Origin of the sequence: Pseudomonas migulae, from assembly GCF_024169315.1 — a bacterium.
GTDB classification, from domain to species: Bacteria; Pseudomonadota; Gammaproteobacteria; order Pseudomonadales; family Pseudomonadaceae; genus Aquipseudomonas; species Aquipseudomonas migulae_B.
Map to the genome: position 1 here is coordinate 3,355,031 of NZ_JALJWR010000001.1, position 25,053 is coordinate 3,380,083.

Here is a 25,053-nt window from a genome sequence, read left to right on the forward strand (position 1 = left end):
AGCGGTGATCAAACAGCCGCGTTATAGAACATCTCGCTGCTCTTCTGCTCCACCAGCGCCTGCTCGATAGCCGCCTGATGCACTTCATCCGCATGCTCTTCCCGCGCTTCCGGCAGAATTCCCAGGCGCCCGAACAGTTGCATGTCCTTGTCAGCCTGCGGGTTGGCCGTGGTCAGCAGTTTGTCGCCATAGAAAATCGAGTTCGCACCGGCGAAGAACGCCAGGGCCTGCATCTGCTCGTTCATCGCTTCGCGGCCGGCGGACAGGCGCACGTGGGATTGCGGCATCAGGATGCGCGCGACGGCGAGCATGCGGATGAAGTCGAACGGGTCGATGTCTTCGGCGTTTTCCAGCGGCGTACCGGCCACTTTCACCAGCATGTTGATCGGCACCGATTCCGGGTGTTCCGGCAGGTTGGCCAGCTGGATCAGCAGGTTGGCACGGTCATCGAGGGACTCGCCCATGCCGAGGATGCCGCCGGAGCAGATTTTCATCCCCGAATCACGCACGTAGGCCAGGGTTTGCAGGCGCTCGCCGTAGGTGCGGGTGGTGATGATGCTGCCGTAGAACTCGGGCGACGTATCGAGGTTGTGGTTGTAGTAGTCGAGGCCGGCCTTGGCCAGCGCTTCGGTCTGGTCCTGATCCAGGCGACCGAGGGTCATGCAGGTTTCCAGGCCCATGGCTTTCACGCCCTTGACCATCTCAAGGACGTACGGCATGTCTTTGGCCGACGGGTGTTTCCACGCCGCGCCCATGCAGAAACGGGTCGAACCGATGGCCTTGGCGCGAGCGGCCTCTTCGAGGACCTTCTGCACTTCCATCAGTTTTTCTTTTTCCAGGCCGGTGTTGTAGTGACCGGACTGCGGACAATATTTGCAATCTTCCGGGCAGGCGCCGGTTTTGATCGAGAGCAGCGTCGAAACTTGTACCCGGTTGGCGTCGAAATGCGCACGGTGCACGGTCTGCGCCTGGAACAGCAGGTCGTTGAATGGCTGAACGAAGAGTGCTTTGACTTCGGCCAAAGACCAGTCATGACGCAGGGTTGCAGAGGTGCTGGCGCTCATGGGCGTTTCCTTGATTATGCTTGGCAAGCGGCTGGGGAATGGAATACCCACAGACGCGACACGGATGTTCGGCATATTTAAGGAAGAGCGATGCGCTGTCAACCACGATACAAAGGACCGGTTTACATCTGGTTAAAAAACAAACAATCCTGTCTGCTCTGCGGCGAGATGGCGGATGAAGCGACGCCGATCTGCACGGCGTGTGAAACCGAACTGCCCTGGCTCGGCGATCAATGCCGGACCTGCGCCCTGCCCTTGCCCACGGCGGGCATGACCTGCGGCCAATGTTTGAAGGCGCCGCCGTCCTTCGAACAAGTGATCGCTCCGTGGACCTACAGTTTTCCGCTCGACAGTCTGATCACCCGCTTCAAGCACAGCGCGAAATGGCCGTTTGGTCGCCTGCTGGCCGAACTTCTCACTCAATCCCTGCAACATCGCTTCGATGAAGCGCTGGAACGGCCCGACGCGCTGGTCCCGGTTCCACTCGCGACCAAGCGTTTGCGTCAACGGGGTTTCAACCAGGCTGCGATGCTGGCCCGCTGGTTGAGCATCAGCCTGGATATTCCCTGCGACGAACACCTGCTCAAGAGAATTCAGGACACCAGCGCGCAACAGGACCTGAAGGCCGATGCCCGTAAAAAGAACCTGCGTGACGCCTTCGCCCTGACACCCGATGCGTCGATCAAGGGGCGTCACCTGGCGCTGGTCGACGACGTGCTGACCACCGGCGCCACCGCCCAGGCCCTGGCGCGCCTGTTGATGGGTGCCGGCGCCTCGCGGGTCGATGTCTATTGCCTGGCGCGCACGCCCAAACCCGGTGACAACACTTGACTTAAGCCAGGCACAAACCTGTGGGAGCGGGCTTGCTCGCGAATGCGGACTGGCATTCAACAAATATCTCGACTGAGCTGACGCCTTCGCGAGCAAGCCCGCTCCCACAGGGATTGCACATGACTTGACTCCCGCCGCCCTAGCCGCCAACGTCCTCACCATCGTCACCAGCCAAAGCGTCCCGTCATGTCCCTGCCCACGTTGTTATCCCAGCACATCGTCCGTCGCCCGCAGCGCATCGCGTTGCTGCAGCACATCGCCGAGCAGGGCTCGATCACCCGCGCCGCGAAAAGTGCGGGGCTGAGTTACAAAGCCGCGTGGGACGCCATCGACGAGTTGAACAACCTGGCGCAGAAACCGCTGGTGGAGCGCAGTGTCGGCGGCAAGGGCGGTGGTGGCGCGAAGCTGTCCAGCGAAGGAGAACGCGTGTTGCGCCTGTATCAAAAGCTGCAAACGCTGCAGGCTCAGGTGCTGGAGGCCGCCGAAGACGCCAGCGACCTGGACCTGCTCGGCCGCCTGATGCTCAGAACCAGTGCGCGCAATCAATTGCACGGCAAGGTCTTGGCGATTGAAGCTCAGGGGCGCAACGACCTGATTCGTCTTGAACTGGCCGAAGACCTGACCCTCGATGTGCAGATCACCCACGACAGCACCGTGCGCCTGGAGCTGGAGCCCGGCACCGAAGTCGTCGCCCTGATCAAGGCTGGCTGGCTCGACCTGCTGGCCATCGAAGACACTGCAACGCCCGGACACAATGACCTGACCGGGATCATCGAAGAAGTCCTCGACGCCGAAGACGGTCCCAGTGAAGTGCGCATCGGCCTGCCCAATGGCCAGACGCTGTGCGCGCTGGCCGAGCCGCTGCACCTGAAAACGCTCGGCCTCGCTACCGATAAACCGGTGCGGGTGCAATTTGCGCCCTCCAACGTGTTGCTCGGTACACCGCTCTGAAACACAAGCGTCATTAACGCGCATTAAGGTGACTGCAAAAACCCGCAGGGAGCCTGATGTGAGCCTATTAGAAGACAACCAAAACACCGACCTCGAGAACATGGTCGGCCTCAGCCGTCGTGGCTTCATCAGCGCGGGCGCCCTGTGCGGTGCAGCGATGTTCCTCGGCGGTAACCTGTTGAGCCGCAGCGTGCTCGCGGCCAGCGTCAGCGCTGGCAACAGCAAACTGTTGGGTTTTGACAGCATCCCCGCCGCCACCAGCGACGCCATTACCCTGCCGCCGGGCTACAAGTCTTCGGTGCTGATCAGCTGGGGCCAGCCGTTGCAAAAGAACGGTCCGGCGTTCGACCCGAGCGGTAATGGCAGTGCCGAGCAGCAGGAAGTGCAATTCGGCGACAACAACGACGGCATGAGCCTGTTCGAGTTTCCGGGTGAAAAAGATCGCGCGCTGATGGCGATCAACAACGAATACACCAACTACCGCTACCTCTACCCGCACGGCGGCATGCCGCAATCGAAGGAAGAAGTGCGCAAGGCATTGGCCTGCGAAGGCGTGTCGGTGATCGAAGTGCAGCGCAAGAACGGCCATTGGCAGTTCGTCCAGGGTTCGCGCTACAACCGCCGCATTCACGGTAACGCGCCGATCAGCCTCAGCGGTCCCGCGGCCGGCCATGACCTGTTGAAAACCAGCGCCGACCCACACGGCAAGAACGTGCTCGGCACCTTCCAGAACTGCGCCAACGGCAAGACGCCGTGGGGCACCTACCTGACCTGCGAAGAGAACTTCACCGACTGCTTCGGCAGCAGCAATGCCGAACAGAAGTTTGACGCCGCGCAGAAGCGCTACGGTGTGGTCGCGGCCAGCAAAGAGATCAACTGGCACCCGCACGACGAGCGTTTCGACCTGGCGAAAAACCCCAACGAACTCAACCGTCACGGCTGGGTGGTGGAAATCGACCCGTTCGATCCGCAGTCGACCCCGGTCAAGCGCACCGCGCTAGGCCGTTTCAAACATGAAAACGCGGCCCTGGCCGAGACCCACGACGGCCACGCCGTGGTGTACATGGGCGACGATGAGCGCGGTGAATTCATCTACAAATTCGTCAGCCGCGACAAGATCAACCACAAAAACCCGAAAGCCAATCGCGACCTGCTGGACCACGGCACCTTGTACGTGGCGCGTTTTGACGCGGGCGACGGCAACGGCGATCACCCGAAAGGCCAGGGCGAGTGGATCGAACTGACCCACGGTAAAAACGGCATCGACGCCAGCAGCGGTTTTGCCAGTCAGGCTGAAGTGCTGATTCACGCGCGCCTCGCGGCCACGGTGGTGAAAGCCACGCGCATGGACCGTCCGGAATGGATCGTCGTCAGCCCCAAGGATGGCCAGGTCTATTGCACGCTGACCAACAACGCCAAGCGCGGTGAAGACGGTCAACCGGTGGGCGGGCCCAACCCTCGCGAGAAGAACGTGTACGGGCAGATTCTGCGTTGGCGCACCGACCGTGATGATCACGGTTCGAAAAGCTTTGCCTGGGATTTGTTTGTGGTCGCCGGCAACCCGGGCGTCCACGCGGGCACGCCAAAAGGTGGCTCGTCGAACATCACGCCACAGAACATGTTCAACAGCCCGGACGGCCTGGGTTTCGACAAGGCCGGACGGTTGTGGATTCTGACCGATGGCGACTCGAGCAACGCCGGTGATTTTGCCGGCATGGGCAATAACCAGATGCTCTGCGCCGACCCGGTGACCGGAGAGATCCGCCGCTTCATGGTCGGGCCGATTGGTTGCGAGGTGACGGGAATCAGCTTCTCGCCGGATCAGAAGACGCTGTTTGTCGGGATTCAGCATCCGGGGGAAAACGGTGGGTCGACGTTCCCAGAGCATTTGCCGAATGGCAAGCCGCGGTCTTCGGTGATGACGATTTCCCGTGAGGATGGCGGGATCGTCGGCGCCTGATAGGGCCTCTTCGCGGGCAAGCCTCGCTCCTACAAGGAATCTGCATACATCCTGTAGGAGCGAGGCTTGCCCGCGAAGACGTCAGCTCAAACAACACTCATCTCAAGCCCAACCACTATAGAAGCCCCGTCTGCGCTACCATGCTTGGCCGGACGCGGCAGCCTGCTGCGCGCAGGAGTCAGCATGGCCCACCCGTTTGCAACCCTCACCCCAGACCTCGTGCTCGATGCCGTCGAAAGCATCGGCTTTCTCAGCGACGCGCGCATCCTGGCGCTCAACAGCTACGAAAACCGCGTCTATCAGGTCGGCATCGAAGACTCCGAGCCGCTGATCGCCAAGTTCTACCGCCCGCAGCGCTGGACCAACGAAGCGATTCTCGAAGAGCATCAGTTCACCTTTGAACTCGCCGAGTGCGACGTACCGGTGGTGGCGCCGATGATTCACAACGGTGCCAGCCTGCACGAACACAACGGTTTCCGTTTCACCCTGTTCCCTCGCCGCGGCGGCCGCGCGCCGGAGCCGGGAAATCTCGATCAGCTGTATCGCCTTGGCCAACTGCTCGGCCGCCTGCATGCCGTGGGCTCGACAAAACCCTTCGAGCACCGCGAAGCGCTGGGCGTGAAGAACTTCGGTCACGATTCGCTGACGACGCTGCTCGAAGGCAATTTCATTCCCAAAAGCCTGCTGCCGGCCTACGAGTCCGTGGCCCGCGACCTGCTCAAGCGTGTGGAAGACGTCTACAACGTCACGCCGCACCAGAACATCCGCATGCACGGTGATTGCCATCCCGGCAACATGATGTGCCGCGACGAAATGTTCCACATCGTCGACCTCGACGACTGCCGCATGGGCCCGGCGGTGCAGGACATCTGGATGATGCTCGCCGGCGATCGTCAGGAATGTCTGGGCCAACTGTCGGAATTGATGGACGGCTATAACGAATTTCACGACTTCGACCCGCGGGAACTGGCGCTGATCGAGCCGCTGCGCGCATTGCGCCTGATGCACTACAGCGCCTGGCTCGCCCGCCGCTGGGACGACCCGGCGTTCCCGCACAGTTTTCCGTGGTTCGGGACCGAGCGGTACTGGGGGGATCAGGTGTTGGCGTTGCGTGAGCAACTGGCTGCGCTCAACGAAGAACCCCTCAAACTCTTCTGACCACCGCTATCCCCTGTAGGAGCGAGGCTTGCCCGCGAAGAACGATAACGCGGTCAGCCTGATACACCGCGTTATCGTTCTTCGCGGGCAAGCCTCGCGCCTACAAGGGATCAGCACATAGCAAGAAATATCCTTACAATCCCCTTTTTAGTTAGCTGCCTAAGCAAGGATTCTGCATGCAAGCCGCCAACCCGCGTCGCGGGTACATCCTGGGCCTGAGTGCCTACATCATCTGGGGTCTGTTCCCGATCTACTTCAAAGCCATCGCCAACGTGCCCGCCGTGGAGATCATCATCCACCGCGTGCTCTGGTCTGCGCTGTTCGGTGCCTTGCTGCTGATGGTGTGGAAGCATCCGGGCTGGTGGCGCGAGTTGCGTGACAACCCGAAACGGCTGGCGATCCTCGCGCTGAGCGGCACGCTGATCGCGGCCAACTGGTTGACGTATGTCTGGTCGGTGAACAACGGGCGCATGCTCGAAGCCAGCCTCGGCTACTACATCAACCCGCTGGTGAACGTGTTGCTGGGCATGTTGATCCTCGGCGAACGGCTGCGGCGCATGCAGTGGATCGCCGTGGGTCTGGCCGCGGTCGGTGTGGCGCAGCAGGTGTGGCAAGTCGGCAGCCTGCCATGGGTATCGCTGATGCTGGCGCTGACGTTTGGCTTCTATGGTCTGATCCGCAAGCAGGCGCCGGTCAAGGCGCTACCGGGACTGGTGGTGGAAACCTGGATGTTGGTGCCGATTGCCGTGGCCTGGCTGCTATTCAATCAGACGGCCATGAGCGCTCAGCCCGAGTTCTGGACGACTACCGAAGCCTGGTGGCTGGTTGCCGCCGGACCGGTGACGCTGGTGCCGCTGGTGTGTTTCAACGCCGCCGCACGGCATTTGCCCTACACCACGTTGGGATTTCTCCAGTACCTGGCGCCGACATTGGTGCTGTTGCAAGCCGTGCTGCTGTTTGGCGAACACTTGTCGTCCAGCACACTGGTGGCGTTTATCTTTATCTGGACCGGGCTGGCGGTCTACAGCGTCGATGCGTGGATAAGTCTGCGCCGTCGTAGCTGATCAAAAATCGTACGAACCTCTACAGGCCACGTAGTTCGTGGCCTGCATCGATCCTTCCCAAGGTTATCCACAGCGTGATCCCCGGCGTTTGTGCGCAACTTGTTGAATCTGATGGTTTTTTGATCAGTTGCTGAAGAAGCCCAGCCGGCGTGGGCTGGCGGGCTGTCTCTACAGGTTATCCACAGGCAGGTGCACGTATAACTTGGATAACCCTGTCAGGGTTCGCTGCGCAAGACCAACTCCACCATCAAATCATCCGCCAGGGTTTCCAGGCGCGACTGCAACACATCCAAAGACAGGGTCAGCGGCACGGCGAGGATCGCTTCGGCGTGGAACAGCGGCTCGCTGCTCATCGGCGCCGGGCGTACTTCGGTGACCAGCCGTTCCAGATTGACCCCCTGCTCACTCAACAGACGCGTGATGTCGCGCACGATCCCGGGGCGATCATTGCCTACCAGTTCCATGGCAATCGGTTTCCAGGTGCAGGATTGTTCGATGCCGCTTTCGGCAATCAGCACGCGAATGCCATGGGCCGACAACGCCTGCAGGGCATCGACCAATTTCTCGTAGGCCTCGGCCGGCACGCCCACCCGAAGAATCCCGGCGAACTGCCCGGCCATGCGTGACATGCGGCTTTCCAGCCAGTTGCCGCCGTGCTCGGCAATGCACTGGGCGATGCGCTCGACCTGCCCAGGTTTGTCCGGTGCGAAAACAGTGAGTACGAGGTGGTCCATGGCGCAGCCCTCTGGTCATGACTTTTGTTATAGAAAGGCAAGTATAGGCAAGGGTTGACCGATGCTTTGGGCAGACCCGGACTCAATGTCGTCCGGACTGGCCTCATCGTGGGCAAGCCCGCTCCCACAAGGTCCTGCGCGATCCCTGTGGGAGCGGGCTTGCCCGCGAATGGGACACCGCCGATCTATCTGAAAAAACAAATCGTGTACAACTTCTTATATTTAACTGGAACAATCTCATACTTTTTTGAGAACATCCCTATCCCCGGCGTGACTGCAATGCGTCACGGGGTCGCAGAACGACGTAATTAGTCTAATTTTCACAACCGCAATTGATCATGTAGTATGCCGCAGCGCGCACTACATAACGTTGGATCGATGTCTGCCACAGGCGCGGTCGCAGCCCTGAAAGCCCTATCAGCAAGGCCTCAACGCCGTTGATCGGTTCCATCCCAGCCGCCCGAAATGGCATGTACTGGTGGAAGGGGTTTGTGGTTTAAATAGCCAAGGCTTCATTGTTAATTTGAAGAGCTGAAAAGCGAAATAGCTGAGCAGAGTGAGGCAAGCAATGACTGAACACGTTCAAGTCGGTGGCCTGCAGGTCGCCAAAGTCCTGTTCGACTTCGTGAACAACGAAGCCATTCCCGGAACCGGCCTCACCGCCGACAAATTCTGGGCCGGTGCCGACAAGGTCATTCACGACCTGGCGCCGAAGAACAAAGCCCTACTCGCCAAACGCGATGATTTCCAGGCTCGTATCGATGGCTGGCACCAAGCGCGTGCCGGTCAGGCGCACGATGCCGTGGCCTATAAAGCCTTCCTGCAAGACATCGGTTATCTGCTGCCAGAAGCGGCCGATTTCCAGGCAACGACGCAAAACGTCGATGAAGAAATCGCCCGCATGGCCGGTCCACAGCTCGTGGTGCCGGTGATGAACGCCCGCTTCGCGCTCAACGCTTCGAATGCCCGCTGGGGTTCGCTGTACGACGCGCTCTACGGCACCGACGCCATCAGCGAAGCTGACGGCGCGGAAAAAGGCAAAGGCTACAACAAGGTTCGCGGCGACAAGGTCATCGCCTTCGCCCGTGCCTTCCTCGACGAAGCCGCGCCATTGGCTGCTGGCTCCCACGTCGACTCCACCGGCTACAAGATCGTTGACGGCAAACTGGTGGTCGCCCTTAAAGGCGGCAGCAACAGCGGCCTGCGCAATGATGCCCAACTGATCGGCTTCCATGGCGATGCAGCGGCACCGACCGCGATCCTGTTGAAGAACAACGGCCTGCACTTCGAAATCCAGGTCGACGCCAGCACCCCGGTCGGCCAGACCGACGCGGCCGGCGTCAAAGACATCCTGATGGAAGCTGCACTGACCACCATCATGGACTGCGAAGACTCCGTCGCCGCCGTCGATGCCGATGACAAAGTGGTGATCTACCGCAACTGGCTCGGCCTGATGAAGGGCGATCTGTCGGAAGAAGTCTCCAAGGGCGGTCAGACCTTTACCCGCACCATGAACGCCGACCGCACCTACACCGGTGTCGATGGCAAGGAACTGAGCCTGCACGGTCGTTCGCTGTTGTTCGTGCGCAACGTGGGTCACCTGATGACCATCGATGCGATTCTCGATAAAGACGGCAACGAAGTGCCGGAAGGCATTCTTGATGGCCTGGTGACCAGCCTCGCAGCGACCCACAGCCTCAACGGCAACAACTCGCGCAAGAACAGCCGTACCGGCTCGGTCTACATCGTGAAGCCGAAGATGCACGGCCCGGAAGAAGCCGCGTTCACCAACGAGCTGTTTGGCCGTGTCGAAGAAGTGCTCGGTCTGCCGCGCAACACCCTGAAAGTCGGGATCATGGACGAGGAGCGCCGCACCACGGTCAACCTCAAGGCGTGCATCAAGGCCGCCAGCGAGCGCGTGGTGTTCATCAACACCGGCTTCCTCGACCGTACCGGCGATGAAATCCACACCTCCATGGAAGCCGGCCCGATGGTGCGCAAGGCCGACATGAAGGCTGAGAAGTGGATCGGCGCCTACGAGAACTGGAACGTCGATATCGGTTTGAGCACCGGCCTGCAAGGTCGCGCGCAGATCGGTAAAGGCATGTGGGCGATGCCCGACCTGATGGCGGCGATGCTGGAGCAGAAAATCGCTCACCCGCTGGCCGGCGCCAACACGGCCTGGGTTCCATCACCAACCGCCGCGGCGTTGCACGCATTGCATTACCACAAGGTCGATGTGTTCGCCCGCCAGGCCGAACTGGCCAAACGTGCGCGCGCTTCGGTGGACGACATCCTGACCATCCCCCTGGCGGTGAACCCGCAGTGGACGGCGGAACAGATCAAGAACGAACTGGACAACAACGCCCAGGGCATTCTCGGTTATGTAGTGCGCTGGATCGACCAGGGTGTTGGCTGCTCGAAAGTGCCGGACATCAACGACGTCGGCCTGATGGAAGACCGTGCCACGCTGCGGATTTCCAGCCAGCACATCGCCAACTGGCTGCGCCACGGTATCGTCACTGAAGACCAAGTGATGGAAAGCCTCAAGCGCATGGCGCCGGTGGTTGACCGTCAGAACGCCAACGACGCGCTGTACCGCCCGCTGGCACCGGATTTCGACAGCAACATCGCCTTCCAGGCGGCGGTCGAACTGGTGGTCGAAGGCACCAAACAGCCGAACGGCTACACCGAGCCGGTGCTGCACCGTCGTCGTCGCGAGTTCAAGGCTGCGAATGGCCTGTAACTGAGCGGTGATGCTGGACAAAAAAAGGCCCTGATCTTCGGATCAGGGCCTTTTTTGTTCACTTGATATCGGCAGTGCGGCCTTCGCGGGCAAGCCACGCTCCCACAGGGTTTTGTGTCGAATGGAAATTCTGAATACGACACAAAACCCTGTGGGAGCTGGCTTGCCAGCGAAGGCGATCAAACAGGCAACCTATAACCTGGATCAGGGCTCCATCCCCAACTCATGCTTGACCAACCCCAACAATTTGACGGTATCGATGGGCTTGAGCAGAAAATCCACCACGCTCAGATGCATGGCGGCAATCGCGTCCTTCACGTCGGCATCCCCGGAAACGATGATGATCGGCATGGCCGCCCGAACCGACTCTCGAACCTGACGGATCAGGTCCAGACCATCGATGTGCCCCATGCGCAGGTCAGTAATCACCAGGCCAATGGAGGGTTTCTCGCTCAACATCTTGAGGGCGGTCTCGCCGCTGGCCGCAGTCATGCAACGAATGCCATCCAGACCCAGGATTTCCGACAACAGCTCACGCGCATCTTTATCGTCATCAACGATCAGCACCCGTTGCGGCGGCAGGTCGGGTTCCAGCATGACGGCACTCAGCGCCTCGCGCTCGGCGTCACTCAAAATATCGTGGTCGGACATAGCTTTCTCTAAATATTCAATTTCATTCCCTAGCACAGTGGTGAGACATCGCTAAGCAGACCTTGAATGTGCACTTCGTCGGATTTATTTCCTATAGGAGAAAGGATAGATTCTTCCCACAATTGCGTAAGGAATTTCCGAAATTTCATCAGCGAAAGGCCCGACCTAGACTTACGTCCAATGGGCACTCCGCGTTTCGGGGCCGACCATGGCTAAGTCATCCGACAACAACAATTCGAAAAAAGACTGCGGTAATGGTTATGAGTAAAGCGGACGCCTTCACACAGGCAGGGAAAACCGCGGTGTTGCAGAACATCCAGGGCACATTGCAATTCCTTCAGCGTTTCCCGCCCTTCAATCAAATGGAACACGCGCACCTGGCGTACCTGGTGGAACAATGTCAGCTGCGTTTTTATGCGCCCGGCGAGAGCATCATCAAGCCCGCCGATGGCCCGGTTGAGCATTTCTACATCGTCAAACAGGGGCGCGTGGTGGGTGAACGCCCCCACACGGCCAAGGGCGGCACCGAAACCACCTTCGAAATCACCACCGGCGAGTGCTTTCCCCTCGCCGCGCTGCTGGGTGAACGTGCAACGCGCACCGAACATCTGGCCGCCGAAGACACCTTTTGCCTACAGCTGAACAAGCTGGCGTTCATCAAACTGTTCGCGCTTTCCAACGCGTTTCGCGACTTTGCCCTACGCGGCGTCAGCAGTTTGCTGGATCAGGTCAACCAGCAAGTCCAGCAAAAAGCCGTGGAAACCCTCGGCACTCAATATTCCCTGAATACGCGCCTTGGCGAATTGGCCATGCGCCATCCGGTGACGTGCAGCCCCGCAACGCCTTTGCGTGAAGCGGTGACGCTGATGCACGAGCAGCAGGTCGGCAGCATTGTGGTGGTCGATGAACACAAGGCGCCGCTGGGCATTTTCACCCTGCGTGACCTGCGCCACGTCGTGGCCGAAGGCACCAACGACTTCAACGAAGCCATCGAATCGCACATGACCCGGGCGCCGTTTTTCCTGACGCCGGACCACAGCGCCTTCGATGCAGCGATTGCCATGACCGAGCGGCATATCGCCCACGTTTGCCTGGTCAAGGATCAGCGCCTGTGCGGCGTGGTCTCGGAGCGTGACCTGTTTTCGTTGCAACGGGTCGATCTGGTGCATCTGGCGCGCACCATCCGCAGCGCCCAGCGCGTGGAAAACCTGGTGGCGATGCGCGGCGAAATCGGCCAACTGGTGGAGCGCATGCTGGCCCACGGTGCGTCTTCGACCCAGATCACCCACATCATCACCCTGCTCAACGACCACACCGTGTGCCGGGTGATCGAACTGACCCTCGCCGAGAAAGGCGACCCCGGCGTGCCGTTCAGTTGGCTGTGTTTCGGCAGCGAAGGCCGCCGCGAGCAAACGCTGCACACCGATCAGGACAACGGCATTCTGTTCGAAGCGCGGGACGCCGCGCATGCCGCCGAAATTCGCGGCAAGCTGCTGCCCATCGCTCAACACATCAACCAGAGCCTGGCGCTCTGCGGCTTTACCCTGTGCAAAGGCAACATCATGGCCGGCAACCCCGAGCTGTGTTTGTCCCGAGCTGAATGGGCGCGGCGTTTTGCGGCGTTCATTCGTGAAGCGACGCCGGAGAACCTGCTCGGTTCGAGCATCTATTTCGACCTGCGCGTGGTCTGGGGCGATGAGCAAAGTTGCGAGCAGTTGCGCCGCGGGATTCTCGATCAGGTCGCCGACAACCGGCTGTTCCAGCGGATGATGGCCGAGAACGCCCTGCGCAACCGTCCGCCCGTAGGCCGTTTCCGCGAGTTCGTATTGGCGCGCAAGAACGGCGAGAAAGCGACGCTGGACCTGAAAGTCCAGGGCCTGACGCCCTTTGTCGACGGCGCCCGATTGCTCGCACTGGCCCACGGCATCGAGGCCAACAATACGCTGGAGCGCTTTCGCCAACTGGTCGAAAAAGAAGTCATCGAACGGCTGGACGGTGCGGCCTACGAAGAGGCGTATCACTTCATCCAGCAAACCCGCATGCAGCAACATCAGCTACAGACCCGGGAGAATTTGCCCTACTCCAACCGGGTCGATCCCGACAGTCTCAATCATCTGGACCGCAGGATACTGCGCGAATCCCTGCGCCAGGCCCAGCGCCTGCAAAGCAGCCTGACGCTGCGGTATCAGCTATGAGCCTGTTTTCGTGGTTGCGCCCGGCGGGGCCGATGTTGACCGGCGAATTGCAGCAACGTCTGAGAGCCTTGCCGGCGGGCGCCGAGCTGAGCGAATGCAGCCTGCGCGAACAGCGCTGGGTGGTGCTGGACCTGGAAACCACCGGGTTGAATATGAACAAGGATCGCGTGCTGTCCATCGGCGCGGTGGTGATTGAAGACGGAGCGATCGACTTCAGCCAGCAGTTCGAACGCACCCTTCAATGCACGGACATGAAATTGGCGCCCAGCGTGTTGATCCATGGCTTGGGGCCGAGTGCGATTGCCGCCGGCAGTGATCCGGCGCAGGCCCTGCTCGAGTTCATGGAGTTTGTGGGTGACAGCCCGGTGCTGGCGTTCCATGCGCCGTTCGATCAGCACATGCTCGGGCGCGCATTGAAGGATCATCTGGGTTACAAGCTGCAGCATCCGTTTCTGGATGTGGCGGATATCGCGCCGCTGTTGTGCCCTCAGGCGCATATTCGCGAAGCGGGGCTGGATGAGTGGATCGACTGGTTCAAGCTCGAAGTGTTCGAGCGTCACAACGCCAGTGCCGATGCGCTGGCGACGGCGGAACTGGCGTTGATCCTGTTCAGCCGGGCGCGGCAGCAGCAGATTCACAGTCCGTTGAATTTGCAGCAGCGGGTGAGTCAGTGGAAACGCAGGCAGCGCGCGCCTTCTTTCTGAATTTGTGGTGTCTGTTCTGACGCCTTCGCGGGCAAGCCTCGCTCCTACAGGTGTTGTGTCGTTCGCAAAACAGGTGAACGACACAAAACCCTGTGGGAGCGTGGCTTGCCCGCGAAGAACGATAACGCGGTCTAACTGCCCACTACCCACCTGACCAGTGGCCAATTGCTTACCTCCCCCGCCTCTGCCACAATCGCGAACAATTCTCGTTAGTTAACACTTCCCAATCGGTGATGCTGCGTGTCGTCAGTCCAAAGCCCCCACAGTGAGCTCGTCGGTGCGTTATATCGCGACCATCGCAGTTGGCTATTGGCCTGGCTTCGACGCAATGTCGCTTGCCCGCAACGGGCCGAAGACCTGAGTCAGGACACCTTCGTGCGGTTGCTGGGCCGTGATCAACTGAACGAACCGCGCGAACCTCGGGCGTTTCTGGTGGCGATCGCCAAGGGCCTGCTGTTCGACTACTTCCGCCGCGCCGCGCTGGAACAGGCTTATCTCACCGAACTGATGCTGATCCCCGAAGGCGAACAACCGTCGGTGGAGGAACAGCAACTGATCCTCGAAGACCTGAAAAACATCGATCGCCTCCTCGGCCAGCTCTCGAGCAAGGCCCGGGCAGCGTTTCTCTACAACCGGCTCGACGGCCTCGGCCACGCGGAAATCGCCCAGCGTCTGGGGGTGTCGGTGCCGCGGGTGCGTCAATATCTGGCCCAGGGCATTCGTCAGTGCTACATCGCGCTGTACGGTGAGCCGGTATGAGCCCGGTCAGTTCCAAGCCGGTTTCGGCGCAGGTGCTGGACGCGGCGATTGCCTGGCAATTGTCGCTGGACTCCGGCAACCCGGTGGAGCGCGAAGAGTTCGCCAAGTGGCACGCCGCCCACGAAGAGCACGCCCGCGCCTGGCGTCAGTTGGGCATGCTCGATCAGCGTTTCAGCGTGGCCAGCGGCCCGGCCCGCACCGCGTTGCTGCAATCGCGTGAAAGCATTCGCCGACGTGTGCGCAAGCTGGGCAGTGGCGTGGCGAGCATTGTCGCGGTGATCGGTCTGGCGCTGTTCGCCGGTGAGCGTTATCTGCCGGTCGACTACTGGCTGGCGGATCAGCGCACTGCCACCGGCGAGCAACGCACCTTGCGCCTGAGCGATGGCACCGTGATCAGCCTCAATACCCACAGTGCCGTGGACGTGCGTTTTGATGAGAAGCAGCGCCGGGTGATTCTTCAGGACGGGGAAATCCTCGTCGAAACCGGCCATGGCGATGCCCGGCCGTTTATCGTCGAAACCCGCGAAGGCAGCATGCGCGCACTGGGCACGAGATTCCTCGTCAAGCGCGAGGAAGAAGGCACGCGCCTGAGCGTGCTGCAGTCCGCCGTGGCCGCTCATCCCGAGTCGAGCGCTGAAGAACAGATTCTGCGCGAAGGCCAGCAAGTGCTGATGCGCAACAACGGCCTCGGGCCGATCATCGCGCTCAACCTCGGCGCCGATGCCTGGACCCGCGGCATGCTGGTGGTGGACAACGCGCGCCTGGAAGATCTGGTCCACGAACTCGGGCGCTATCGGCGTGGGCATCTTGGTGTTGCGCCAGAGGTTGCCGACCTGCGGATCACCGGCAGTTTCCCGTTGCACGACACCGACCTGGCGTTGAGTGCCCTGTTGCCGACCTTGCCGGTGCAGATCGAGCAGCACACGCAATGGTGGGTGACGGTGGCGAAGGCTGAAGCCAAGCCTTGAGATTTCCGGTGTATGAACCGACGCCTTCGCGGGCAAGCCTCAACACAATTGCTGAATCGAAATTATTTTCATCCAGCCCTATCACTTTTGGTTTTTCGTTCGGCACCTAGGCAATTGAGAAGTATTCCCTTTCAGGAGCCGCCGTATGTCCCGTTCGCTAGACACCTTGTTGCGCCCCAGTTTGCTGGCGGTCGCCATTGCCCTTTGCACTCCTCTGGCCAGCAGCCAACTGATCGCTGCGGAACAGGCGTCCAGCGTTCGTGCTTACAACCTGCCGGCCGCTCCATTGGCCAGCACCTTGAACCAGATCGCCAGCCAGTCCGGCCTGGCGTTGTCGCTGAATCCGGCATTGGCGGCGGGCAAGACGTCGGCACCGGTCAATGGCCAGTACGATGCAGCCGGTGCCTTGCGGGCAGCCTTGCGCGGCACCGGTCTGCAACTGGAACAGAGCAGCACCGGCACCTACAGCCTGGTCGCCGTGCCTGAAGGCGTGATGGCCTTGCCGGAAACCGCCATCATCGGCGTGGAAAACACGGAAAGCGCTTGGGGTCCGGTGGAAGGTTACCTGGCCAAGCGTACCGCCGCAGGGACCAAGACCGACACCGCACTGGTCGAAGCACCGCGTTCGATTTCGATCGCCACCCGCGAACAAATGGACGACCGCAGCGTGCACAGCCTCGATGACGCCGTGCGCTACATGCCCGGCATCACCGCCAGCAGCTTCGGCAGCGACACCCGCACCGACTGGCTGCGAGTACGTGGCTTTGAACCGACGCAGTTCCTTGACGGCTTGCCGCTGCCGAAAGGCGTGTACGCCAACCCGAAACCGGAAACCTGGAACCTCGACCGCCTCGCCCTGCTGCGCGGCCCGGCTTCGTCGGTCTATGGCCAGACCCCGCCGGGCGGTTTGCTGGACATGGTCAGCCGTCGTCCCAGCGCCGAGTCGAGCAACGAAATCCAGGTGCAATACGGCAGTGACAATCACCGCCAGATCAACTTCGCCAGCACCGGCAAGATCGACGACGAAGGCCAGTTCCTCTACGGCGTGAGCGGCGTGGTTCGCGACAGCGGCACGCAGATCGACCACATCGACAACAAGCGCTACAACATTGCGCCGAGCCTGACCTGGAACATTGACGACGACACCAAATTCACCCTGCTCACGCAGTTCACCCGTGACGATACCGGCATCACCAGCCAGTTCCACTCGATCCAGGGCACCAGGATCGACATGCCGTTCGGCGATATCTCTCACCACAAGAACCTGGGAGATCCGAACTACGAGTACTACGACCGCACCTACTACGCGCTGGGCTACGCCTTCGAACATCGCCTGAACGATGTGTGGCAGTTCCGCCAGAACCTGCGTTACACCAAGTCCGACCTGTCGTTCCAGGCCATTACCGTCAACGCCTACAACCCGGCGTTTGCCGCGTTCGGTTTTGTCGTCGACGACCAGGGCAACACAGGGCGCGGTACCACCAATGTGGAAGAAGACATCAGCCAATTCGCAGTGGACAACAACTTCCAGGGCGACTTTTCCACGGGTGATGTCCGCCACACCCTGCTGATCGGGCTGGATCACCAGCGCAACAACACCAACTACTTGTCGATCTTCGGGACCGCGCCGAACATTAACGTCAACACTCCGCAATACGGCTTGCCGATCACTCGTCCGCCACGTGCCGATGCGTTCTATGACCAGGACCAGAAGACCTATCAAACCGGTTTGTACGTCCAGGACCAGATGGCCCTGGACCAATGGCGCCTGACGTTGGGCGGTCGCGAGGACTGGGTCCACACCGGCACCAAGTTCTTCAAGGTAGATGCCACCAACACCGAACGCGACAAGAAATTCAGCGGCAACGCGGCGATCAGCTATGTATTCGACAACGGCATCGTGCCTTATCTGTCTTATGCCGAGTCGTTCCAGCCGACCAGCAACGCCACCGCATCGCCTACCGAGTCGTTCAAGCCGACCGAGGGCCAGCAATGGGAACTGGGCATCAAGTACCAGCCACCGGGCAGCAATACCTTGCTCAGCGCAGCGGTGTATGACCTGACCCAGAAAAACGTCTCCGTCACCACCACCGTCGGCAACGTGCCGATCACCAGCCAGACCGGTGAAGTGAAAGTCAAAGGCCTGGAGCTGGAAGCGGTTTCCGACGTCACCGACAACCTGAAAATCATCGCCGCCTACACCCTGGCCAAATCCGAAGTGCAGAAAGGCGACTTCAAAGGCAACCGCCTGCAACTGATGCCCAACCAGCAGGCTTCGCTGTGGACCGATTACACCTGGCACAACGGCGTGCTGGATGGCTTCGGCATTGGCGCCGGCGCGCGTTACACCGGCAATACTTACGGCGACCAGGGCAACACCACGCTGGGCAAGGCTGACGCCTATACCGTGTTCGACGCCGCGGTTCATTACGACCTGGGCCGCCTGGACAACAGCTTGAAAGGTGCCTCGCTGGCGGTGAACGCGACCAACCTGCTCAACAAGGATTACATTTCCACCTGTGACGGCTTCTACTGCTATTACGGTGACCTGCGCAGTGTCGTCGCCAGTGCAACGTACAAGTGGTAAACGCTTGATCTGATACGCCCTGTAACCAGGCCGTCCTTCGAGGACGGCTTTGGTATTTCTGAAGGCTGAGAAATGAAAAGCAAAACAATTCGCCGCTGGTCCTTCGTCCACACCTGGACCAGCCTGATCTGCACAGTGTTCCTGCTGATGCTGGCGCTCACCGGTTTGCCGTTGATCTTCCATCACGAGATCGACCACTTGCTGGGCGATGCCGCCGAGTTGAAGTCAATGCCGGCCGACACCCCACAGCTGAATCTGCAGCAGTTGGTGCAGGCCGCGGAGAAACATAGGCCCGGCGAAGTCATGCAGTATTTCGGCTTCGACGAAGACGAACCCAATGCCGCGATCGCGATCATGGCGGCCACCGCCGGCACCGAACCGAATTCGTCCCACACCTTCATGCTCGACGCCCGCACCGGCGAGGCGCTGGAAATGCCGTCGGCCAACGGCGGTTTCATGATGGTCATGCTGCGCCTGCATGTGGACATGTTTGCCGGCCTGCCGGGCAAGCTCCTGCTGGCGTTCATGGGGTTGATGTTTGTCGTGGCCATTATTTCCGGAACGGTGCTGTACCTGCCGTTCATGCGCCGGCTGAAATTCGCCACCGTGCGCCAGGACAAATCCACTCGCCTGCGCTGGCTCGACCTGCACAACCTGATCGGTGTGGTCACCCTGACCTGGGCGCTGGTGGTCGGCGTCACCGGCGTCATCAGTGCTTGCGCCGATCTGTTGATCGCCGCGTGGCGCAACGACAGCCTGAGCGCGATGGTTGCGCCGTACCGCGACGCACCACCCCTGACGCAACTGGCGCCGGCCACCCGCCTGCTCGACATCGCCAAGGAAGTCGCGCCCGGCATGCAGCCCGACTTCATCGCCTTTCCCGGCACGCGGTTTTCCAGCGAACACCATTACGCGGTGTTCATGAAGGGCAGCACGCACCTGACCTCGCATTTGCTGACGCCGGTGTTGATCGACGCCAGCACCCTGCAAGTCACCGCCGTGGCGGAAAGACCGTGGTACATGGACGCCATGGGCATGTCGCAGCCGCTGCACTTCGGCGATTACGGCGGCATGCCGATGCAAATCCTCTGGGCGACCCTCGATGTGCTGACCATCATCGTGCTCGGCAGCGGGGTTTACCTCTGGGTGGTGCGGCGCAAAGCCGCGAAACCCGTACTGGAGAAAGCGGAGAGCGTGGTATGAAACCTCGGCAGTCGAACTTCTGGAAGGTCTTCGGCACGCCCACCGTCATCGCCCTGCTCAGTGCCGCCGGGTTGTTCGCGGCATTGCTGGGCGATGGCGTGTGGGACGCCCTGAGTTGGCTCGGTCTGGGCGTTCCCGCAATCCTCGCCCTGCGCGGCCTCCTGCAACGCCGCTGACAACACCTGACCTGTAGGAGCGAAGCTTGCTCGCGAAGGGATCACCGCGGTGTGTCTAAATGACCGAGTCGATCCCTTCGCGAGCAAGCTTCGCTCCTACAAGTTGCATGATCCACGCGTTATGCTCCCGACACTGTCCGCCGACCGAGATGCTGCCATGTCCGCCCCGAGCATGACCCTCTACCACAACCCGTTGTCGCCCTTCGTTCGCAAAGTCATGGTGCTGCTGCACGAAACCGGTCAGCAAGACCGCGTCGCCCTGCAAAACTGCGTACTGACGCCGGTCGACCCGGACCTGCCCCTGATCGACGACAACCCGCTGAGCAAAATCCCGGCCCTGCGCCTGGCGGACGGCAACGTCATTCACGACAGTCGGGTGATCCTCGATTACCTCGACCACCAGCACGTCGGCAACCCGCTGATCCCACGTGAAGGCTCGGCACGATGGCGGCGTCTGACCCTGGCCTCCCTGGCCGACGGGATCATGGACGCTGCGGTGCTGGTGCGTTACGAAGTCGCCCTGCGCGCCCCGGAGAAACATTGGGACCAATGGCTCGATGGTCAGCGCGACAAGATCCGCCGCGCTTTGGCGTTGCTGGAAAAAGACGCGATTGCCGAGCTGACCAGCCATTTCGATGTGGCGGCGATCAGTGTGGCGTGTGCGTTGGGTTACCTGGATTTGCGCCATCCGGATCTGGAATGGCGCGAGTCGAATCCGCAGTTGGCCGCGTGGTATTTCGAGGTGAGTCAGCGGCCTTCGATGGTGCAGACCCAGCCGCCGAATTGAATACTAATTAGCAAAAACCAATTCCCTGGTCACTCTCGTGACCGAGGGAACTAATAGTCCGGCTCTGGCTCAAAAACGGATTTTCTGACGTTTTGAGAGGACGCACTGATTGATGCGCCTCCGCTGAGCATCGCAGTCAGCGCAAAAGAGTCTGCATTATAGAACAACGCCCGGGATCGATAATGAACATTATTTCTAATACCTTGACTGACCGCACTTAAAGCACTAGTACCAAACATACTTTTTAGCTCATCAGCACTTAGTTTATTTTTTTCAAAAAGATCAGTAATATTATTTACCACTTCATCACTACTGTTCAGCCGGCCCTCGCTAGCAACTTCAGCCTCAAACTTCAACCCCCTCATAAAATCATTAGTATTTTGTTTCAGAAACGGATCACGCCTATAATAATAAAAATCATGCGTTCCTAGTGCATGGTGTGAAACCTCATGAATCAATGTCATAGCGAACATCAGTACTCCTCCTGCATCCGCGACAGACCTCAAATCAATAAAAATACGCCGATGCTCATCCCTAGGAGATATAAACGCGCTCCGTTCATGCCCTGCTTTTCTTGCCTCAACAAATACAAACTGATCTTTTTTCCGCCCCTCCTTGTACGAGATAAAATCCTTTTTGAGAGTTTTAAACCATGTCAATAAAGACGATTTAAGTCGTACACCTTCTCCTGGGCCGTACACTTCATTCAGCCTAGAATCCATTCCTGTTCCACTCTCCAACTCTTCAATAGTTTTATTCAGCGCACCATGAGCCACCTCAAACCCGCGATCAAGTAGAGCATTGGTTTGAACCGTTTGTCCGCCGCGACCACGACCGAGAATCTTATGACTTATTTCCACACCGCGCTCATGCACATCACCCGTACCGGTATAGAGCCCATCTTTATCTCCATGACTCATAGGGTTGTTATGCACCATCCGATAAAAATTCAACCCATCTATAGCCCATGCAGGATCAGGATTAATCCACCGCCCTAACCACGACGCATAATAGCGATAACCATAATAATGAAGCCCGGTAGCATCTCGCTCCTTACCAGAATAACGCACAAACTTATATTCAACGTCTACTTGAGAGCGCCCCATCCACCAGGCACTTCCTCCATATGGATAATATCCTTCATAGCTGATCAAATCAGCCTCTTCATCCAACTCCAGCGTACTACTACCCAACAGATCATCGAAACTATAACGAAGTTGATCTTTGGCAATTCCAGAGGGCCGACCCTCTTTCCAATGTAATAGGCGAACAGAACAGAGTCCGGTATGCGTTGTGATGACATGCAACACTTCGTCATTGCTATCGGCGCCTTCCGTGCGAATTTCCAGACCGGGCAAATACCGTACCTGCGACTGTCGGGTCACACCTCCCGCCAGCGAAGTGCGAAGTTTGCGAACCCGCATGCCTGCGCTGTCGTAGACGTATCGTTCGCTGTCGTTCTCTGCCCTTGACCGCTGGACCAGGACCACTTCTTCCAATTGGTTGCGAGCCGTCCAGCGCAACGGCTGTCCTGGCGCCAAAACCTTGAGATTGCCGTTTCGATCAAAACTCGCCTCGAAGTCGGGGACTTGCCCTTCAACGTGAGACAGCCCTCGATTGCTGCGATTATCGATGTCCATGAAATGGGTCGGCTTATCGCTGTGACGCTGTTCGAGCCGATTGTCGCCCTCGTCATAACACCAGCTCTGGCTGTAGTTTTGCAGCCGAGCGGGATCTACAGGTGAGATCAGATCGGGCAACCCCGGCCCATTGACGGCTGATGCCACTTCACGCCCCGTGGCGTTGATCAATCGATACAACGTGTCGTAACCATAGCGACTGATCGGATCGATACGTTGATTGGCAAACCAGGTGACGGGTTGCGATTCATCCGTCATCTCGAGGATGTTGCCCACCGCATCATAGTCGTAGCGCAAATCCTGCAGGCGTCGCTGACCTTTGACAGTAAGCAACTGCTGCAACCTGCCATCGGCAGGATCGTAAACCCGGGAGCTGGTGACGCCATTGCTCGCTGTTTCACGCTCGATCTGACCGAACGCGTTATAGGCAATGTTGCTGACCAGACACTGCTCGGATTTGCCCATAACAGTCAGCCAAGTGCTCTGCAACTGCCCTTGGAGGGTATAGGAATAGCGCCGGGCATGTCTGGCCGCATCGACCTGTTCCAGTATTTCGCCCGATGCATCGTAGCGCCAAGAAGTGCGGTAGGTTTTTTCCGCCCCCTGCTCTAACAAAATACTCTGTTGATGCTCGTCTTCCGGCCATCCTGGATGATCAAGCTCCGCCAGAAAGCGCCGCGACTCGGAAATCGGCTTCCCTTGAAGGCTGTAATCAGCCACCTCCCGTACACCCGCTGTATCGGCGTGACGAATCAATCGACCGCATTGGTTCCGAGCGATGACGTTAGGTTCGGATGCTCCGTAATACACGCGCTCCACAGAGTGCAAAGCAGCATTGGCGGACGCTTGTTCGATACTTGATGGCCTGCCCATCAAGTCGTACCCAAAGCACGTTGTATTGCCTGCGCCATCCCAGTTCTGGTGGACCTGTCCGGCTTCGTCCTGCAAGACCAATCGCCATCCCGCATCGACACTGACTGTCAACAACGACTGACCGGACAAATCCGGTACGACTGTCAGCGACGATATCGGGTTACTTCCCGAGCCCAATCGGGGGTCCCAATGAGCAACGGATCGTCCCGCCACATCAAACGTTTCACGCGTCACACGCGACTCGGGCCGCACATCAGCGCTTGTCTTGAGGTAGTAGGCAACAGAGGCGACGGCCAACCCACGAGGGTCGACCACTTCCAGCTTCGGTGTATTTCGATGCAAGGTATGACCGGATTCCATGTCCAGACTCTCGATGCGCAATCATTCGAGGTTAGATCAACCTGCCGCGGTTCGCCGGATTCCGGGAACAATCCGGCAATTCGCGCGGCCAAGTCTGCTCCTTCCCGCTGATCCTCACGCAACCCCAACGACCGGCTCATTCCACCACCCCTATATTGAATTCCAGCGGCTTGGCGGCTTTCTGCCCGATCCCGTACCAGTCCAGTTTGCGGGTCAGCACCATGAACACGCCCAGCAACCCGAACAGCAGCAACGAGCCCATCAGCAGCGCGTAATCCTCGGCACTCAACAAGCCGTAGAGCAAGCCATACAACGCCGCCAATCCCGCCGAAAAACTCAAGCCGTGGCGCACGCTGCGCAGCACGTGGCAAACATAAAAGCCGATCAACAACACACAACCGCTCGCCGACAACAGATAGGCCAGGGCAAAACCGATGTGTTCGGACAACGACAGCAACAACAAGTAGAAGAACGCCAGCGCCACGCCCACCAACGCGTATTGCACCGGGTGCACGGCCAGGCTTTTCAGGACTTCGAAGAGGAAGAAACCGGCAAAGGTCAGGACGATGAACAGCAGTGCATATTTGATCGCCCGATCGCTTTTCAGGTACTGGTCCACGGGGTCGATGAAGCTCACGCCAAAGCTGCGCCCGTTGAACGCGTCACAGTCGTTGCCGGAAACGCAGCTGCTCAGGGCTTCTTGCAGGTTGGTGGAGAAAAACGTCGTCTGCCAGTTGGCCGTGAAGCCTTGATCGGAGACTTCGCGCTGGGCCGGCAGGTAGTTGCCGATGAAGCTCGGATGCGGCCAGTTGGCGGCCAGCGAGACTTTGCTGGACTTGCCCACCGGAAGGATTTGCAATTGGCCGGTGCCTTGCAAGCGCAGGTCGAAACCGAAAGCCAGCTCTGTGGCTTGCGTAGTGTTCAGTGCGGGCAGCGTTACGTGCACACCCTCGCCCAACCAGCCCACCTGACTGCCGGGAATGAAGTCCAGGCGCTGGTCATTGAGTTCCAGTTTCAAGGCATTCTCGATGCCACGGATGTCGCTGATCCCGACCGCGAGAAACGGCAGGTCGAACTGGTAATCCGCAAAGTCTTCCTTGATGCCCAGTTGTGCCGGGACCGAGAAGTGCCCGCTGATGTGGTTGTCGGCGTGGAACAGCCGCGCCTCGTAGATGCCCCGGGAACGCAGTTCAGTCTGGACCTGTCCCTCGAGCTCGAAACGCTCCGGCAGGAAATACAAACGACCGCGTTCTTCGCCGACTTCCTGATAGCGCTCGTTGGTTTTTTCGTTGAGTTTCCAGGTGCGCACCACTTTGCGATACGGCACCACCATCAACGGTCCGCTCAGTCGCTGGCTGTAGCTGGAGCTGCGCGCGATGTCTTCAAGCACACCGTCGCGCAGTTGCTGACGGTCCTGGATCACGCCGTCGATCATCAGCAACGGGATCAGCAACAACAGAATCAGCAGGGCAATCGCCCCGAGTTTTATAGTCAGATTTCGGTTCATGGGACTCTCCCTGTTTGGATGGGGAGAGTCTGGGAGCGGAGTGTGAGGGGTTTATGGAGGGAATATGGAGAGTGTGTGGAGACTGGACCGGCCTCTTCGCGAGCAAGCCCGCTCCCACATTCGATCTTCAGCGAA

General features: G+C 59.5%; 19 protein-coding genes. 14 read left to right on the forward strand and 5 right to left on the reverse strand.

All coding sequences use genetic code 11. The features are described 5' to 3' along the window. Nucleotides 1-8: 8 nt before the first annotated feature. Nucleotides 9-1,064 carry a biotin synthase BioB gene (gene bioB, locus J2Y86_RS15405; RefSeq protein WP_253432924.1) on the reverse strand — a complete coding sequence of 352 codons (1,056 nt, stop codon included), beginning with the start codon at nt 1,062-1,064 and terminating at the stop codon, nt 9-11. 90 nt (nt 1,065-1,154) lie between these two features. Here bioB and J2Y86_RS15410 point away from each other — a divergent pair, with 90 nt between their 5' ends. The 5 genes from J2Y86_RS15410 (at nt 1,155) to rarD (ending at nt 7,028) form a co-directional block, all read left to right on the forward strand. Further along, nucleotides 1,155-1,895, forward strand: a complete 741-nt coding sequence (locus tag J2Y86_RS15410) for a ComF family protein (RefSeq protein WP_253432928.1) — start codon at nt 1,155-1,157, stop codon at nt 1,893-1,895. 186 nt (nt 1,896-2,081) lie between these two features. Continuing rightward, on the forward strand, nt 2,082-2,846 hold the full coding sequence (locus tag J2Y86_RS15415; protein WP_253432931.1) for a TOBE domain-containing protein: 765 nt from the start codon (nt 2,082-2,084) through the stop codon (nt 2,844-2,846). 58 nt (nt 2,847-2,904) lie between these two features. Continuing rightward, entirely contained in the window at nt 2,905-4,806 is a 1,902-nt protein-coding gene (locus J2Y86_RS15420) for a PhoX family protein (protein WP_253432933.1), read from the forward strand. A gap of 183 nt (nt 4,807-4,989) precedes the next feature. Beyond that, on the forward strand, nt 4,990-5,964 hold the full coding sequence (locus J2Y86_RS15425) for a serine/threonine protein kinase (RefSeq protein WP_253432936.1): 975 nt from the start codon (nt 4,990-4,992) through the stop codon (nt 5,962-5,964). Between the two features lie 176 nt (nt 5,965-6,140). After that, entirely contained in the window at nt 6,141-7,028 is an 888-nt protein-coding gene (rarD, locus tag J2Y86_RS15430) for an EamA family transporter RarD (protein WP_253432939.1), read from the forward strand. Between the two features lie 215 nt (nt 7,029-7,243). Here the strand turns inward: rarD and J2Y86_RS15435 are convergent, their stop codons facing one another. Continuing rightward, on the reverse strand, nt 7,244-7,762 hold the full coding sequence (locus J2Y86_RS15435; RefSeq protein WP_017341159.1) for a glycine cleavage system protein R: 519 nt from the start codon (nt 7,760-7,762) through the stop codon (nt 7,244-7,246). A gap of 568 nt (nt 7,763-8,330) precedes the next feature. Here J2Y86_RS15435 and J2Y86_RS15440 point away from each other — a divergent pair. Then, a complete protein-coding gene (locus tag J2Y86_RS15440) occupies nt 8,331-10,508 on the forward strand; it encodes a malate synthase G (RefSeq protein ID WP_253432942.1) in 2,178 nt (725 codons plus the stop codon). 204 nt (nt 10,509-10,712) lie between these two features. On the opposite strand, the gene J2Y86_RS15445 is transcribed toward J2Y86_RS15440, so the two are convergent. Further along, nucleotides 10,713-11,159 (reverse strand): response regulator, encoded by a 447-nt coding sequence (locus J2Y86_RS15445; protein ID WP_253432945.1) that lies wholly within the window; start codon nt 11,157-11,159, stop codon nt 10,713-10,715. Between the two features lie 254 nt (nt 11,160-11,413). Here J2Y86_RS15445 and J2Y86_RS15450 point away from each other — a divergent pair, with 254 nt between their 5' ends. The 8 genes from J2Y86_RS15450 to J2Y86_RS15485 all read left to right on the forward strand — a co-directional run bounded on the left by J2Y86_RS15450 (nt 11,414) and on the right by J2Y86_RS15485 (nt 20,538). Continuing rightward, the gene (locus J2Y86_RS15450) at nt 11,414-13,354 is read left to right on the forward strand and encodes a putative nucleotidyltransferase substrate binding domain-containing protein (RefSeq protein ID WP_253432948.1); all 1,941 of its coding nucleotides are present in this window, start codon (nt 11,414-11,416) and stop codon (nt 13,352-13,354) included. Beyond that, entirely contained in the window at nt 13,351-14,058 is a 708-nt protein-coding gene (locus J2Y86_RS15455) for a 3'-5' exonuclease (RefSeq protein WP_253432951.1), read from the forward strand. Before J2Y86_RS15450 ends, J2Y86_RS15455 begins: the two co-directional genes overlap by 4 nt. A 240-nt stretch (nt 14,059-14,298) precedes the next feature. Continuing rightward, nucleotides 14,299-14,817, forward strand: coding sequence for an RNA polymerase sigma factor (locus tag J2Y86_RS15460; protein WP_253432955.1), 519 nt, complete (start codon nt 14,299-14,301; stop codon nt 14,815-14,817). Beyond that, complete coding sequence (locus tag J2Y86_RS15465) at nt 14,814-15,785, forward strand: FecR domain-containing protein (protein ID WP_253432958.1); 972 nt, start codon at nt 14,814-14,816, stop codon at nt 15,783-15,785. Before J2Y86_RS15460 ends, J2Y86_RS15465 begins: the two co-directional genes overlap by 4 nt. Before the next feature lie 145 nt (nt 15,786-15,930). Beyond that, nucleotides 15,931-18,372 carry a TonB-dependent siderophore receptor gene (locus J2Y86_RS15470; protein ID WP_253432962.1) on the forward strand — a complete coding sequence of 814 codons (2,442 nt, stop codon included), beginning with the start codon at nt 15,931-15,933 and terminating at the stop codon, nt 18,370-18,372. 72 nt (nt 18,373-18,444) lie between these two features. Then, nucleotides 18,445-19,575: a PepSY-associated TM helix domain-containing protein gene (locus J2Y86_RS15475; protein WP_253432965.1), complete on the forward strand. Its 1,131-nt coding sequence runs from the start codon at nt 18,445-18,447 to the stop codon at nt 19,573-19,575. Continuing rightward, nucleotides 19,572-19,751: a hypothetical protein gene (locus J2Y86_RS15480; RefSeq protein ID WP_253432968.1), complete on the forward strand. Its 180-nt coding sequence runs from the start codon at nt 19,572-19,574 to the stop codon at nt 19,749-19,751. Before J2Y86_RS15475 ends, J2Y86_RS15480 begins: the two co-directional genes overlap by 4 nt. A gap of 157 nt (nt 19,752-19,908) precedes the next feature. Then, the gene (locus J2Y86_RS15485; protein WP_253432971.1) at nt 19,909-20,538 is read left to right on the forward strand and encodes a glutathione S-transferase; all 630 of its coding nucleotides are present in this window, start codon (nt 19,909-19,911) and stop codon (nt 20,536-20,538) included. A gap of 50 nt (nt 20,539-20,588) precedes the next feature. Here the strand turns inward: J2Y86_RS15485 and J2Y86_RS15490 are convergent, their stop codons facing one another. Both J2Y86_RS15490 and creD read right to left on the reverse strand, forming a co-directional pair. Then, complete coding sequence (locus J2Y86_RS15490) at nt 20,589-23,411, reverse strand: RHS repeat domain-containing protein (RefSeq protein WP_253432974.1); 2,823 nt, start codon at nt 23,409-23,411, stop codon at nt 20,589-20,591. A gap of 136 nt (nt 23,412-23,547) precedes the next feature. Then, nucleotides 23,548-24,918, reverse strand: a complete 1,371-nt coding sequence (creD, locus tag J2Y86_RS15495) for a cell envelope integrity protein CreD (protein ID WP_253432977.1) — start codon at nt 24,916-24,918, stop codon at nt 23,548-23,550. Nucleotides 24,919-25,053 lie beyond the last annotated feature (135 nt).